General features: G+C 41.2%; 14 protein-coding genes. 11 read left to right on the forward strand and 3 right to left on the reverse strand.

All coding sequences use genetic code 11. The annotated features are described in order from the left end of the window. Positions 1–8: 8 nt before the first annotated feature. From FCL54_RS01790 to FCL54_RS01800, 3 genes are all read left to right on the forward strand, one after another. Complete coding sequence (locus FCL54_RS01790; protein WP_138122543.1) at positions 9–1892, forward strand: PTS fructose transporter subunit IIABC; 1884 nt, start codon at positions 9–11, stop codon at positions 1890–1892. 273 nt (positions 1893–2165) lie between these two features. Continuing rightward, positions 2166–3008: a pyrroline-5-carboxylate reductase gene (proC, locus tag FCL54_RS01795; protein ID WP_138122545.1), complete on the forward strand. Its 843-nt coding sequence runs from the start codon at positions 2166–2168 to the stop codon at positions 3006–3008. A gap of 299 nt (positions 3009–3307) precedes the next feature. After that, a complete protein-coding gene (locus FCL54_RS01800) occupies positions 3308–3844 on the forward strand; it encodes a hypothetical protein (RefSeq protein WP_138122547.1) in 537 nt (178 codons plus the stop codon). A 54-nt stretch (positions 3845–3898) separates the two neighbouring features. On the opposite strand, the gene FCL54_RS01805 is transcribed toward FCL54_RS01800, so the two are convergent. Further along, positions 3899–4210: a PepSY domain-containing protein gene (locus FCL54_RS01805; protein WP_138122549.1), complete on the reverse strand. Its 312-nt coding sequence runs from the start codon at positions 4208–4210 to the stop codon at positions 3899–3901. 223 nt (positions 4211–4433) lie between these two features. Here FCL54_RS01805 and FCL54_RS01810 point away from each other — a divergent pair, with 223 nt between their 5' ends. Together FCL54_RS01810 and FCL54_RS01815 are read left to right on the forward strand one after the other, a co-directional pair. Beyond that, positions 4434–5507 carry a M42 family metallopeptidase gene (locus tag FCL54_RS01810; protein ID WP_138122550.1) on the forward strand — a complete coding sequence of 358 codons (1074 nt, stop codon included), beginning with the start codon at positions 4434–4436 and terminating at the stop codon, positions 5505–5507. Between the two features lie 71 nt (positions 5508–5578). Next, a complete protein-coding gene (locus FCL54_RS01815) occupies positions 5579–6091 on the forward strand; it encodes a DUF84 family protein (protein WP_138123227.1) in 513 nt (170 codons plus the stop codon). On the opposite strand, the gene FCL54_RS01820 is transcribed toward FCL54_RS01815, so the two are convergent. After that, positions 6088–6534 (reverse strand): YtoQ family protein, encoded by a 447-nt coding sequence (locus FCL54_RS01820; RefSeq protein WP_138122552.1) that lies wholly within the window; start codon positions 6532–6534, stop codon positions 6088–6090. The genes FCL54_RS01815 and FCL54_RS01820 overlap by 4 nt on opposite strands. Positions 6535–6665: 131 nt before the next feature. Here FCL54_RS01820 and FCL54_RS01825 point away from each other — a divergent pair, with 131 nt between their 5' ends. The 4 genes from FCL54_RS01825 (at position 6666) to ytpR (ending at position 9584) form a co-directional block, all read left to right on the forward strand. Beyond that, the gene (locus FCL54_RS01825) at positions 6666–7700 is read left to right on the forward strand and encodes a PTS sugar transporter subunit IIC (protein ID WP_138122554.1); all 1035 of its coding nucleotides are present in this window, start codon (positions 6666–6668) and stop codon (positions 7698–7700) included. Positions 7701–7727: 27 nt separating this feature from the next. Further along, a complete protein-coding gene (locus FCL54_RS01830; protein ID WP_138122556.1) occupies positions 7728–8048 on the forward strand; it encodes a thioredoxin family protein in 321 nt (106 codons plus the stop codon). A gap of 110 nt (positions 8049–8158) precedes the next feature. After that, the gene (locus tag FCL54_RS01835) at positions 8159–8959 is read left to right on the forward strand and encodes a DUF1444 domain-containing protein (protein WP_138122558.1); all 801 of its coding nucleotides are present in this window, start codon (positions 8159–8161) and stop codon (positions 8957–8959) included. Positions 8960–8975: 16 nt separating this feature from the next. Next, on the forward strand, positions 8976–9584 hold the full coding sequence (ytpR, locus tag FCL54_RS01840; RefSeq protein ID WP_138122560.1) for a YtpR family tRNA-binding protein: 609 nt from the start codon (positions 8976–8978) through the stop codon (positions 9582–9584). 6 nt (positions 9585–9590) lie between these two features. Here the strand turns inward: ytpR and FCL54_RS23775 are convergent, their stop codons facing one another. Then, positions 9591–9755: a hypothetical protein gene (locus FCL54_RS23775; protein ID WP_171016635.1), complete on the reverse strand. Its 165-nt coding sequence runs from the start codon at positions 9753–9755 to the stop codon at positions 9591–9593. Positions 9756–10249: 494 nt separating this feature from the next. Between FCL54_RS23775 and FCL54_RS01845 the strand changes: the two genes are divergently transcribed. Together FCL54_RS01845 and FCL54_RS01850 are read left to right on the forward strand one after the other, a co-directional pair. Then, positions 10250–12895 (forward strand): DNA translocase FtsK, encoded by a 2646-nt coding sequence (locus FCL54_RS01845; RefSeq protein WP_138122562.1) that lies wholly within the window; start codon positions 10250–10252, stop codon positions 12893–12895. A 219-nt stretch (positions 12896–13114) separates the two neighbouring features. Beyond that, positions 13115–14212 (forward strand): nicotinate phosphoribosyltransferase, encoded by a 1098-nt coding sequence (locus FCL54_RS01850; protein WP_138122564.1) that lies wholly within the window; start codon positions 13115–13117, stop codon positions 14210–14212. Positions 14213–14226 lie beyond the last annotated feature (14 nt).

The raw sequence follows: 14226 nt of genomic DNA on the forward strand, positions 1-14226 counted from the left end.
GAAGGAAAATGAAAATATCTGACTTGTTAACAAAAGAGACAATGATATTAGATTTAGAATCATCAAGGAAAGAAGATGTTATTGATGAACTGGCGGAACAGCTTTACTCAGCAGGAAAACTTGATGATTTAAAGAAATTCAAGGAAGCGATCCTGGAGAGAGAAGCACAGAGTACAACTGGCATTGGCGAAGGGATTGCGATTCCCCATGCCAAAACGGCGGCAGTGAAAACACCTGCAATCGGATTCGGCCGTTCATCTGCCGGAATAGATTACGAATCTCTTGACAATCAGCCAGCCCATCTGTTCTTTATGATTGCTGCGACCGAAGGAGCAAATCAAACGCATCTAGAAACACTATCCAGATTGTCCACCTTCCTTATGGATCAAGAATTTCGAAAAGGACTGCTGGAAGCAAAGTCCAAAGAAGAGATTTTACAGGCAATCGATCAAAAGGAACAGGAAGAAGGTATCAGTGAAGAGGAGGATTCTTCTTCTGAAGGAAAAATCCTCGCTGTAACGGCATGTCCTACAGGTATCGCGCACACTTATATGGCAGCAGATGCTCTTAAAGCGAAAGCAAAAGAAATGGGATTGGACATTAAAGTAGAAACAAATGGTTCCGGCGGTGTTAAAAATCGCTTAACAGAAGAAGAGATAGATGGGGCGATCGGAATCATTGTTGCTGCTGATACCAATGTAGAAATGGATAGATTTGCAGGAAAAAAAGTAATCGAAGTTCCTGTTGCCGAAGCAATCCGAAATCCTAAATCACTGATCGATCGTGTTTCAAATGGAGATGCTCCTATTTATGGAGAAGGCGAATCAAACTACGAAGATCAGATCAAAGAAAAGAAAAATGAAAGAAAGAGCAAACAGCCAGCTTTTTATAAGCACTTGATGAGCGGTGTTTCCAACATGCTCCCCCTCGTTGTTGGCGGAGGTATTTTGATAGCGATTTCATTCATGTTCGGCATCCAGGCTGCTAATCCAGATGATCCAAGCTACAATCCTATCGCAGAAGCACTTATGACGATCGGAGGTGGAAACGCCTTTGCTCTCATGATTCCTGTGCTGGCAGGATTCATTGCATTCAGTATTGCTGATCGTCCTGGTCTCGCTCCTGGTTTAGTCGGCGGTTTTATGGCCGCAAACGGAGGCTCCGGATTCCTTGGTGGATTGATCGCCGGGTTCTTGGCCGGGTACCTTGTTCTAGGTTTGAAAAAGGTTTTCGCTGGCCTTCCACAGTCCCTTGAGGGATTAAAGCCTGTCTTGTTATATCCTTTATTCGGTATTTTACTAACAGGGCTTATTATGATGTATCTTGTAAATGATCCTGTTTCAGCGTTCAACAAGGCTCTAGAAGGCTGGTTATCAGGCATGGGAACAACTAACAAAGTATTACTAGGCCTTATTCTTGGCGGGATGATGGCTGTGGATATGGGTGGACCGATCAATAAGGCGGCTTACACATTCGGTATCGCGATGATCGATGCAGGAAATTATGCTCCGCATGCAGCGATAATGGCAGGAGGAATGGTTCCACCTTTAGGGCTCGCGATTGCTACAACGATATTTAAAAATCGCTTTAACAACCAGGAAAGAGAAGCTGGAAAAGCAGCTTATGTAATGGGAGCCTCATTTATTACGGAGGGTGCGATTCCGTTTGCAGCAGCAGACCCTGCAAGGGTTATACCATCCATTATTGTAGGATCAGCAGTTGCAGGAGCGCTTACAATGTGGTTCGGTATAGGATTGCCGGCACCGCATGGAGGAGTATTTGTCTTCCCGGTTGTTAACGGAAATCCTTTCTTATATCTTTTAGCTGTCTTAATCGGTTCTTTTATTACAGCTTTAATGGTTGGATTCTTAAAAAGATCAAAAGCAGAATAGAAAATAATCGTGCGCCCGGTGGATATCGGGTGCTTTTTTTTGAAGAAACTATACTTTTTCTGAAGTTTTAATAGTCGTGTAAGCTTATATACCTCCAAATACCCTGTTCTTCTCTATAAATGAGAAGTATAACCTTTGTTGTTAACGCTTACACTGCGTAATCTTCCCATATCCTTGTCTCTTTCCTTCATACTGTTGAACTCATAATTAATGGGTGTTAGTATTAGTGACCGTATGGATGAAACAGAACGGAACTACTTAAGGAGGCATTTGATGTTAGAGAATAAAACGGTATCTTTTATAGGAGCCGGATCAATGGCAGAAGCAATGGTCGCTGGGATCGTTGATTCTAAAATGATGGAAGCTCAGGATGTTATCGTTACCAATAGAAGCAATGAAGAAAGAAGAGAGGAATTAATGGCAAAATATGGCGTGATGGCTACAAAAAGTGTAGAATTTGCCGTTAAAGAAGCTGACATTGTTATTCTCGCGATGAAACCTAAAGATATTGAAGCAGCTTTATTGTCAATTAAAGAACACATGACAAAGGATCAAGTCTTACTAACTGTGTTAGCTGGAGTGCCATTAGAGTACTATCAAGATATTTTAGGAAATGAACAGCCTGTAATAAGAGTAATGCCAAATACTTCAAGCACGATCGGCCAATCAATTTCTGCACTTGCTCCCGGAGACCATGCGACCATGGATCACGTTTTGGCAGCGAAAAAATTGATTGAAAGTATCGGTGAAGCGGTCGTGATCAATGAAGATCAGATGGATGTATTTACTGGTGTAGCTGGAAGTGGACCGGCATACATTTATTATGTTATCGAACACCTCGAACAGGCTGCTGTAAACGGTGGGATCGAACAGGAAACAGCTAGAAAGATGGCCGTTCAGACAGTTCTTGGAGCCAGTATGATGGTTAATGAAACGAACGAAGCTCCGGCAGCCCTGCGGAAAAAAGTTACTTCGCCTAATGGGACGACACAGGCAGGACTTGAAGCACTTGATGAAAATGGCGGGGCAAAAGCTGTCAGAGCAGCAGTTAAAAATGCAGCCGATCGATCTAAGGAAATCAGCGAACAGTTCAGTAAAAAGCCTGAACTGGTTTAAAGATAACCCGTCCATGGCTGGGACGACATTACATTTATGCAAACAGCATAGGTTAATCATTTGTAATGTGCAGTGAAATGTTCTATTCAAATTTTTATCTTAAAGTAAAGAAAACCGGTGATGCTGGTTTTCTTTTTTTTCTACAGAAACAAATTTTTAGTTTTTATGAAAAAGGATTGTGGTAAAAATCTGTATTGGATGCCATAATTTTGCCATCACTTTTATAAAAAATATTAATAGAAAATTAGAAGAAATATGATATGATAGGAATGGGAATTTTGTAGAGGGAGGCAGAAAAAATGAAAAAGAGCATTTTTGCTGTATTTGCGGCATTGTTAATGGTTTTTCCATTTTTTAATACAAATGCAAATGCAGAGACAGTTGATACGGCTTTAAGGGAAAAAGCTCTGGCACACTTTCAAGACGAACATTATGATTTCCGGGAAGGCACTTTTAACATCTCTAAAGTAAGTAATTTTAAAGTGGACAGCTCAAAGGACAAAGACTTTTCAGAAGTAACGATGGCCCTTGCGCACTATGACACGATTCGTGACGGTATTTTTGTAACTTCACACACAGAAATCGTTTACTTCAATCCTGAAGATAACACGCTGCTATCAGAAACCGATGTTGCGGATCTACAGCCAGCAAAGCAATACAAGGAAGAGCATTCCGATGTAACTGGTGGGCATCTTGACTATGTTGTCATCATGCTGTTGCTTGCATTGATTCTTGTGATTCCTTTACTGCTTGCTACTTTCTGGGCGAAAACGCAGTATTCGACATTGCGCTGGAAAATCCCGAACAACGTTTACGAAACAAATTCAAATTTCTAATGTGAAAAAACCCTGCTCAGGCAGGGTTTTTTGCATCCTTATACGGATGGTGTTTTATGCTTGCTTTGTGAATTCCAAAATAGTACCGGTGTTTGCATCAACGGTAAAATTATAATGCTCCATTTCTTGCCCATTCTCACAAGACACTCCACCGTTATACACGTTGTATTTTACATTAGACCGGTTTATTGATTCTGGTATCATATGAATCCAGGATCCTTGAACCGTGTATTCAGGCTTTAATGCTCTTTTGACTGCCCCAAGTGCTTTTTCAGGTTGAAGTGGTGCCTGTTGCGTTTTTTTTGCGATTAACAGTCCGGCAGCCATTCCAATAGCTGCCCCTAATAAAAAACCACCGTTCTTCATTTGTGTTGCAAGCCCCTTTCTGCATCTTCATTCAGAATTAAAAATTACTTACTTTAAAGTATACTAGACAACAATTGGTTCACCAAATATTTCTGTTTCTTTAAAAGCGGTAAACTAGAAACGCTTTCAATGTTAATGTAAAATAAAAGAGGTACATACAATCGTTGGAAGGAACGTTCCTTTCGGATGGGTTTTCAGTAATTATTGTGAAAGGGGTTTACTAATGAATAAAGACACTCTCCAAATGTTTAAAACATTAACAGAATTACAAGGTGCTCCTGGATTCGAACATGATGTTAGAAAGTATATGAGAGGAGAGCTTGAGAAATATTCTGATGAGCTTATTCAGGATAACCTTGGTGGGATATTCGGAGTAAAAAAGGGGGATGAAAGCGGTCCTCGTGTAATGGTCGCCGGACATATGGACGAAGTAGGTTTTATGGTTACGCAGATCACTGATAACGGCATGCTTCGCTTCCAGACACTTGGCGGCTGGTGGAGCCAGGTTTTGCTTGCACAGCGAGTACAGGTTATGACTAATAACGGGCCTGTTACCGGTGTGATCGGATCTATTCCTCCGCATTTGCTTGATGAAGAAAAGCGGAAAAAACCAATGGATATAAAAAATATGTTGATCGATATCGGTGCTGATGACCGTGAAGATGCCGAAAGAATAGGTATCAAACCAGGACAGCAAATCGTTCCTATCTGCCCGTTCACCCCGATGGCCAATGAAAAGAAAATACTCGCCAAGGCATGGGATAACCGATATGGCTGCGGCCTTTCCATCGAACTTTTGAAAGAGCTCCAGGGAGAAAGCCTTCCAAATACACTATATTCTGGCGCGACTGTTCAGGAAGAAGTGGGGCTTCGTGGAGCTCAAACATCTGCAAACATGATTAATCCGGATATATTTTATGCGCTTGATGCCAGCCCGGCAAATGACATGAGCGGGGACAAAAAAGAATTTGGACAGATAGGAAAGGGTACCCTACTTCGAATTTTTGATCGCTCCATGGTCACTCATAAAGGAATGCGTGACTATGTACTTGATGTGGCAGAAAGCAATGATATTCCGTATCAGTATTTCATTTCCATGGGAGGAACGGATGCGGGTAGAGTACACCTTTCCAATAAAGGAGTACCATCCATTGTAGTTGGAATTTGTTCCCGTTATATCCACACTTCATCTTCTATCATACATGTAGATGATTATGCTGCAGCGAAAGAATTGCTTGTTAAGCTTGTTAAATCAACAGACCAATCAACCGTTGAAAGCATCCGAAAGAACGTTTGATCCAAAAGGGCCTCTCTGGGCCCTTTTTCACTGTTTGGGCTATTTTTGTATTTAGGAGTGGGTTACTGGTGATATACGTAGGAATCGGTTCGAAAAATCCCGTGAAAGTAAAAGCGGTTGAAGAAGTTATAGATGATGGGAAGGCAGTTTCTTTAAACGTCCCTTCAGGTGTATCCGAACAGCCTTTTTCTGATGAAGAAACGCGTCTTGGTGCAATCAACCGTGCGAAAGCAGTTGTCGAAAGAGGAAAAGTTGAGATTGGGATCGGTCTTGAAGGAGGCGTGGAAGAAATAGACGGACAGTTTTTTGTATGTAACTGGGGAGCTATAGCAGATAAGAATGGAACTGTACACCAGGCTGGAGGAGCCCGCTTTCCGCTTCCGGATGTAATAGGTGAAAAGCTGCGCAAAGGCGAAGAGCTGGGCCCAATTATGTCTGAGTATGCCCGGATAAAAGAGGTGAATAAAAAAGAAGGCGCCATCGGCATTTTTACTGACGGCGCATTGGATCGGAAAGAAATGTATGTCCATATTGTTAAAATTCTTATCGGGCAGTTTAAGTATTATTCAAAAGTAAAAGCTTAGTTTGTTTCGAAGATATAAGATAAGGCTTGCAAGGCCTGTTCAGGTGTTTCGACAACGACCTGCGCTTTGTTTGCAAGTTCTTTTAAAGGATGATGAAGGGACTCGGGGCGTACTAGTATAAGCGGTTTGTTTAGCGCGACTGCAGTCGCGGCATCCATCGCACTGTTCCATTGTTTGTATTTATCCCCAAAAAGTGCGACGACAACATCCGATTTATGCAGTAAAACCTCTGTTCTTAAGTTGTTGATCTGGGAAGCTGCTTCGTCTTTGAAAACTTTGTTCGGCTGTTCTCCCATAATCTCTTCTCCGATGTTATCGGAGCGTTCATGGTTTTCCATCGGCCCAACAAAATGAAGAGGGAGCCCTTTACTTTTCGCATTATCCTTTATTTCTTCTCTCCAATTGTCATGAATCTGTCCAGCTAAATAAACAGTAAGTTCCATTAGATCTCCTCCTTTTATTATGTATGGTTTCTATATGACCATTTTAGCATGGCGGAAACAGTGGATACCAATAATACAAACTTATAGTTTTTTCTATTAAACTTCATACTAAACCTAAAGCAAAGCCTATAATGGATGAAGGGCAGGAACTATTCGTGGATTTTTTGAAAAAGAAAGGCATTCATTTATCTTTTAAAACGTATTTTATAACGGCATTAAGCTATATGGCTCTCGGTTTGTTTTCTTCATTGATTATCGGATTAATCATAAAGACGATCGGGCAGCAGTTTCCGGTACCTATTCCCTTTTTCGTGAAAATGGGCGAACTTGCAATGAGTCTATATGGTCCGGCGATAGGAGCGGCTATCGCATTCGGATTAGGAGCCCCGCCGCTTGTTCTATTTGCTGCATTGATTAGCGGAGCAGCAGGAGCGGAGCTTGGTGGACCTGCAGGAAGCTATGTCGCGGCTATTCTGGCTACAGAGGTCGGTAAGTTGGTTTCAAAAGAGACAAAAGTCGATATCATTGTTACTCCCTTTACAACCATTTTAGTCGGCTTTACTGCGGCAAGTTTTATTGGTCCCGTCATCAATACGTTTATGAAGAATTTTGGTGAAATCATTATGTGGGCAACAGAGCAAAGGCCTTTTATAATGGGAATCTTAGTTGCTATATTGATGGGACTTGCGTTAACTGCTCCGATTTCGAGTGCGGCGATCGCGATAATGTTAGGGCTTGAGGGCTTAGCTGCCGGGGCAGCGACGGTTGGCTGTGCTGCACAGATGGTCGGTTTTGCAACGATTAGTTATCGAGAAAACGGATTAGGCGGCTGGATTGCACAGGGGATCGGTACCTCGATGCTCCAGGTATCGAACATAGTCCGAAATCCATTGATTTTAATCCCCCCGACCGTTGCTGGAGCCGTTTTAGCTCCTTTTGCTACAATATGGCTAAAGTTGGTGAACAACCCAGCTGGAGCAGGAATGGGGACCAGCGGTTTTGTCGGTCAAATCATGACATTTGAGTCAATGGGATTTTCGATAGAGATACTGATATGGATAATAAGTTTGCATTTTGTTGGACCTGCGGTTATCAGTCTGGTATTATCCGAATGGATGAGAAGAAAAGGCTGGATTAAGTTCGGTGATTTAAAGATCGAATATTAACCAACATATAAAGGGAGGAAAAACGTAATGCGAAAATTTGATTCAAAAGAAGAATATCAGAAAAAGATACAGGAAGGCGTTTCTGTTTTATTGTTTTCTGCTGATTGGTGTCCGGACTGCCGTGTGATTGAACCATTCTTGCCAGAACTAGAAGAAAAGTTTGATTCCTATGACTTTTACTACGTTGACAGAGATGAAATGATTGATTATTGCCAGGAACTTGATATCTTTGGAATTCCTAGCTTTGTTGTGTTTCAGGATGGAGAGGAAGTCGACCGTTTTGTAGGCAAACAGCGAAAATCGAGGCAAGAAATTGAATCTTTCCTGGAAAATCTTCCATTGAAATAGGTGCTGCCCCCTGTATGAGAAGGGGGTTTTATTGTTGGCGTTTTTGAAAAAGGAAATTTCATGATAAAATAAAAAAGTATGCCACTAGATCAGAAAGGGTGGTGAATAGCATGGACGTTAAAACATTGAAAAAGATGCTTGAAAGCAAACTGGGCCGTCCATCATGGACGTTAGCTTATGACAAAGAAAAAGAACAGATGCGCATTGAAGATAAAGAGACGAAAAAGGGAATAACGCTTTCTCTATCCGGACTCGCTGCAAAGTATGGAGAACGTAAAGATTCTTTGCTTGAAGAAGTTGTGCATCATGTAGAAGAAACGATGCAGGTCATGCATGAAGACCATCAATTGGTAGGCAAAGAAAGCCAGATCTATCCTGTGATCAGATCCACCTCTTTTCCTGAAGAATCAAAGGAAGGGACCCCTCTTATCTTCGAAGAACATACGGCAGAAACAAGAATTTATTTTGCCCTTGATCTTGGTGATTCTTACCGTTTAATTGATAAGGACTTGCTTGAAAGGGAGAATTGGACAAGAACAAGGCTGAAAGAAATGGCACTGTTTAATCTTCGTTCTTTAAAAGTAAAATTAAAAGAAGATACTGTCGCCGGAAATACATTTTATTTTTTAAATACGAATGATGGATATGATGCAAGTCGGATCTTAAATCAGTCACTGATCGAAAAAATGGCTGATGAAGCAAGAGGACAGCTGGCAGTTGCAGTTCCCCATCAGGACGTACTTATTTTTGGTGATATAAGAAACGACCAGGGATTTGATATCCTTGCGCAAATGACCATGCATTTTTTTACAAATGGACTAGTTCCGATAACTGCTCTTCCGTTCCTTTTTGAAAATAATAAACTAGAACCAGTCTTTATCATGGCAAAAAATAAACCTACAAAAGAATAGAAAGGAAGTATTAGAGATGAACGTATTTTATAATAAAGAGGGTATAGGTGATACATTAATTGTTTCATTAAAACCTGTTGATATGGAGAACCGTGCCGTGGAACGGAAAGGAAACGTTGCAAGGATCTTCGATAAATCGAATGATAATACTTCCGGTTATAATATTTTTGGGTTCTCCTCTATTCAAGAGATTGATGCAAACGGCCAGGTTGAATTAAATGAATCACTTGTGGAAACGATCAACAGTGCTTTAGATAATAGCGGTTTTGAAGGCAACCTTGAATTTGATGCTTCTCCGAAGTTTGTGGTCGGTTTTGTAGAATCGAAAGAAAAGCATCCCAACGCTGACAAACTAAACATATGCAAAGTTGATGTTGGTTCGGAAACATTACAGATTGTTTGTGGAGCTCCTAATGTCGAACAGGGGCAAAAAGTGGTAGTAGCAAAAGTTGGCGCAGTCATGCCGGGGGGAATGCTGATTAAAGAAGCAAACCTGAGAGGAATAGATTCTTTTGGCATGATTTGCTCAGCGAAAGAACTTGCACTTCCGGATGCTCCAACAGAGAAAGGAATCCTTATCTTGCCGGATGATTACCAAACAGGAAACGAGTTTAAAGGCCGCTAGATTATTCTAGTGGTTTTCTTTTGGCTCTTTTCGCATTTTTTGTTGCTTTATAAGCTTCACATTAGAGAAAAACTGCGATGCAATTGCAGCATTGATTTCCACTCCGGGCAGTTCGAGTTTCGCGGGCAACGCTTCAGCAGCGGACATACTACGATGGAAATGTGAATACATTTTCGAGGAGTCGCCTGCTCTCTGATCCAATCCATTGGAGTTTTTTAAAGATGTGGAACGTCAAAGCACAGCTCAGCACGAGCCCGCGGAAAGCGTTGTGTAATTCCGCAGCGGTCAGAAGTAACTTGCGTCGAACTTTATCCCTTTTGTTTAAAAACAACACTCTTTTAAAAAGAGCCATTCTTTTTATCAGGTTGTCATCGTTTTTTGTTCAGGTAATGCTTCACATTAATCGGTTTTATTTTTCTTAAGACGGGAATAGAAAAGGTTGGTAATATTACTATTTGTATTCAAACTAGTAGGAAAGAATCGTTTTTATATGAAGCTGCTATAAAAACGGCAGGTTATTTTAATAAACAGCGAATAATTTGTATAAAGCTCTTATCTTAAGGTGTTTTTTTCGGTAAAATAAGAAGAATACAATGTTAATATTTTCAATTGTTTCTATTATATAGTTCATTTATAGAAGACTGCTCAGAAAAGGTGATTCGGAAATGAGTAACTGGTTAAAAAAATTTATTAGTAACCTATTTTATGAAGAAATTGATGATGATATAGAAGAGTACGATGAAAAGGAAACAAAAGAAACCCCAAAGAAAGATGAAACCAGATCAAAAGAAAGAACTTACGACATAAAAACAAGAAAAAATGCAGGGAGAATGCCACAAAAGAAAGGCACAGGAAGAATCGAAGAAGGAAAGAGGAAGGCCGATGCAAAAGTCATACATCAGTATCCTCAGAATGGGAACTTCCGTTTCCCTCTAATCCCGGACCAGCAGCAAGAAGGTTTAAAACTAGAGAAAGAGCATCCCCGGCGCAATCAAAGAGAAGATCGAGTTCCCGGGAGAAAAGAGCAAAGAGAAGAAAAGAAAGTACAAAAGGCTACCAGGGTTAATAAGGAAAGTAACACTAGTTCCGGACCGGTCGAAAAGAAAAAATTTGCAGGGGAAAATTTCAAACCATCTGAAATCCCTTCACCAATCTATGGATTCGGGAAACGGCCGGTACGCCAGTTAACGTCTGATCCGGAAAGATTGCAACAAGACACTGTTTATAACTATACTCCTTTACCTGAAAGTAAAGCTCTAAAAAAGCTACTGGAGGAAGAAGTGATTCCTCAGGTAGATGACAGCAAAGCGGAACATGTATTTGATTCTGCGCAAGAAGATCATCCTGTAGAGCAAATAGCTACAGCAAACGATATGTTGATGGATGAAGAGGTCGTTATTACCCCTATGGATGATGTTGATCTAGAAGAAGTGAACCAATCAGAAGGTGAAAATGAGCTACAGACAATCGTTGAAAAAACAGATACATCCCCTGATGAAAAACATGAACTAAACTTACATACGATAGAGCATCAGACAAAGGATACCAAAACAGACACTCCTTTAAACATTGATGAAAATGTTACTGAACAAAAAGTGGAATACCATGAAGAAGTTGAGGAGACTGTCGTTTCTGAGAAACAGGAGCCTGCACCTGTTTCTAAACAAGATGAAAATGCCTCTGCCAACACGGAGGATAAACAGGGAACAAAGCAAAAAACATCAAACGTTTTTCCAATAGGTGAAAAACAAAAGAATGAATCTGCATCAAAAAAGAAGGTGGAACCAGGAGAATCTTCACATCAAAAACAGCCCAGTGTGCCGTATAATGTTATGATGCTGAACAGTGACCGAAGAAAGACAGGTATGGTCAAAAAGCCTGGAGCCTATCAGCTGCCTCCAATCCACTTGCTGGATGTACCTGAAAAAGAAGAAGAAGACGATTCACAATGGCTTGAAGAACAAAAACAGCTGCTTGAATTAACTCTAAAAAACTTTAATGTACAGGCCACTGTTATTGGTGCGACCAAAGGTCCGACTGTTACCAGGTTTGAAGTGCAGCCCAAACCCGGGGTGAAAGTCAATAAGATCACCAATCTAACGGATGACATTAAGCTAAGCCTTGCAGCAAAAGATATTCGAATGGAGGCGCCGATTCCAGGAAAAAATGCAATCGGAATCGAAGTCCCAAACAAAGTCAGCAAATCTGTTTATTTTCGGGAAATCGTTAGAAGTTCCCAATTCCAGAAAGACGACTCTCCTTTAACGGTAGCACTTGGACTTGATATCGCAGGAGAAGCGAGAGTGACCGATATCCAGAAAATGCCCCACGGATTGATTGCAGGAGCGACCGGATCGGGAAAAAGCGTATGCATCAATTCAATCCTTGCAAGTATTTTATTAAGGACAAATCCAGAGGAAGTTAGACTGTTATTGATCGATCCGAAAATGGTTGAACTTGCCCCTTATAACGGCCTTCCGCATCTTGTTACACCAGTCATTACTGATGTAAAAGAAGCAACGACTGCATTGAAGTGGGCCGTACAAGAAATGGAAGACCGTTACGAAGCTTTTGCTGCAGCAGGTGTAAGGGATATCAAACGGTTTAATGAAAGAGCTGTAAAGCATGGCCAGCCTGGCAAGAAAATGCCGTATATCGTTGTGGTGATAGACGAGCTGGCAGACCTGATGATGGTTTCCCCGCAGGATGTGGAGGATGCGATTTGTAGAATCGCACAAAAAGCACGTGCCTGTGGAATCCACCTGCTCGTAGCGACTCAGAGACCTTCTGTTGACGTTATTACCGGTTTGATTAAAGCAAATATTCCAACGAGAATTGCTTTTTCGGTTTCTTCACAGGTGGATTCAAGAACGATCCTTGATTCAAACGGAGCTGATAAATTGCTTGGAAAAGGAGACATGCTTCTTTTGGAAAACGGCTCTTCAAAGCCAGTCAGGCTGCAGGGGAACTTTGTTTCAGATGATGAGATCGATAGAGTGACTGAGTTTGTGAAAAAGCAAAGAAAGCCTAACTACTTGATCGAGCGGGAAGACCTCGTGAAGAAACAGCAATATGATGACCAGGAAGATGAACTGTTTGAAGAGGCTTGCTTTTACGTTATAGAACAGGGCCAGGCCTCTTCCTCCGCCCTTCAGAGAAGGTTCAGGATTGGCTTCAACCGGGCTGCCCGCCTCGTGGAGATGATGGAGGAGAGAGGGCTGATTTCTGAAGCGATGGGAAGCAAACCCCGGAATGTTTTACTATCAAAACAGGAATTTGAAGAACTGTTTATAAATGATATGCATGCTTAGTGCATATCATTTTTTTGTTAACTTAGTTTCATACTGCAGTCGATCTGCCGTTCTGTGCTAAATCTAGTTACGAAAACTACTAATCCTCTACAGGTCATTTTTGTCACTTGTTTTATATGACAGGGTTTTATATGATAGGTAATGTGTTAAACAGCGTAAAGTAAAGGTAGAAAGAGAAACAGCGCCTTTTGGCTACCACTGAGTTAAGGAGCAACATACATGAAAGAGATTGAGCTTAAAATGCAGGGGCAAATAAAACGATTAACAAATAAAACGTTCAAGTTTGATGAGCGCGTTGCTGAAGGATGGTTTTCAGCAGTATATTTTTTGAAAACATGTGAGATTGTCGAGGAGTTTAATCCTGATAACGTTGTTACTATGCAGTTTTTTCAAAAAAACAACGCAGTACTATGTGGCACTGATGAGGCGATCGCTCTTCTTAAGACGTTTGCCAGGGATCCTGAAGGACTTGAGATCTATTCATTGAAAGACGGAGATAAGATCTCTCCTTATGAAACAGTGATGACAATAACTGGACCATACCAGAACTTTGGTTTTCTTGAAGGGATCATCGATGGAATACTTGGTAGAAGAACTTCTGTTGCTACAAACGTGTATAACGTCGTAAAAGCAGCCAGAACATCAGGTATTCAAAAGCCTGTTATTTTTATGGGAGACCGTGACGATCATTTTACCCAGCAATCTGGCGATGGATATGCTGCATATATTGGAGGTTCTACCGCACAGGCGACGCATGCGATGAACGAGTGGTGGGGAAAACGAGGAATGGGTACGATGCCCCATGCCTTGATCCAGTTGTTCAGAGGGGACGTTGTAGCAGCTTCTAAAGCGTACCATGAAAAGTATCCAGAAGATGATTTAATCGCACTGGTAGACTTTAATAATGATGTCATTAATGATGCGTTAAGCGTTGCAAAAGAGTTTGGAGATACATTGAAGGGAGTGCGGGTCGATACTTCAAGAACAATGGTGGACCAATACTTTTGGCGCAACCCGGATCTGCTTGGTAGCTTTGATCCGCGCGGGGTTAACAGCGAGTTGATATTTGCTTTGCGGAAAGCACTTGATGAAAATGGGTACAAGCACGTAAAGATAGTTGCAAGCGGAGGATTTAATGAAGATCGGATTACAGAATTTGAAAACCAGAATGTTCCGGTCGATATCTATGGTGTTGGAAGCAGTTTATTAAAAATAAATATCGGATTTACTGGAGATAATGTTTACTTAAACGACGAGCCAGTTGCGAAAGCCGGACGGAAATATCGTCCGAATCCGCGACTTGAAAAAGTAGAATAGATTCATGATACTTT

It is taken from the genome of Exobacillus caeni (assembly GCF_005747095.1).
Lineage (GTDB): Bacteria > Bacillota > Bacilli > Bacillales > Guptibacillaceae > Exobacillus > Exobacillus caeni.

Coding starts and splice junctions, on each gene's coding strand:
- FCL54_RS01790 (WP_138122543.1), top strand. CDS start 9: ATGAAAATATCTGACTTGTTAACAAAAGAGACAATGATATTAGATTTA.
- proC (WP_138122545.1), top strand. CDS start 2,166: ATGTTAGAGAATAAAACGGTATCTTTTATAGGAGCCGGATCAATGGCA.
- FCL54_RS01800 (WP_138122547.1), top strand. CDS start 3,308: ATGAAAAAGAGCATTTTTGCTGTATTTGCGGCATTGTTAATGGTTTTT.
- FCL54_RS01805 (WP_138122549.1), bottom strand. CDS start 4,210: ATGAAGAACGGTGGTTTTTTATTAGGGGCAGCTATTGGAATGGCTGCC.
- FCL54_RS01810 (WP_138122550.1), top strand. CDS start 4,434: ATGAATAAAGACACTCTCCAAATGTTTAAAACATTAACAGAATTACAA.
- FCL54_RS01820 (WP_138122552.1), bottom strand. CDS start 6,534: ATGGAACTTACTGTTTATTTAGCTGGACAGATTCATGACAATTGGAGA.
- FCL54_RS01825 (WP_138122554.1), top strand. CDS start 6,666: ATGGATGAAGGGCAGGAACTATTCGTGGATTTTTTGAAAAAGAAAGGC.
- FCL54_RS01830 (WP_138122556.1), top strand. CDS start 7,728: ATGCGAAAATTTGATTCAAAAGAAGAATATCAGAAAAAGATACAGGAA.
- FCL54_RS01835 (WP_138122558.1), top strand. CDS start 8,159: ATGGACGTTAAAACATTGAAAAAGATGCTTGAAAGCAAACTGGGCCGT.
- ytpR (WP_138122560.1), top strand. CDS start 8,976: ATGAACGTATTTTATAATAAAGAGGGTATAGGTGATACATTAATTGTT.
- FCL54_RS23775 (WP_171016635.1), bottom strand. CDS start 9,755: ATGTATTCACATTTCCATCGTAGTATGTCCGCTGCTGAAGCGTTGCCC.
- FCL54_RS01845 (WP_138122562.1), top strand. CDS start 10,250: ATGAGTAACTGGTTAAAAAAATTTATTAGTAACCTATTTTATGAAGAA.
- FCL54_RS01850 (WP_138122564.1), top strand. CDS start 13,115: ATGAAAGAGATTGAGCTTAAAATGCAGGGGCAAATAAAACGATTAACA.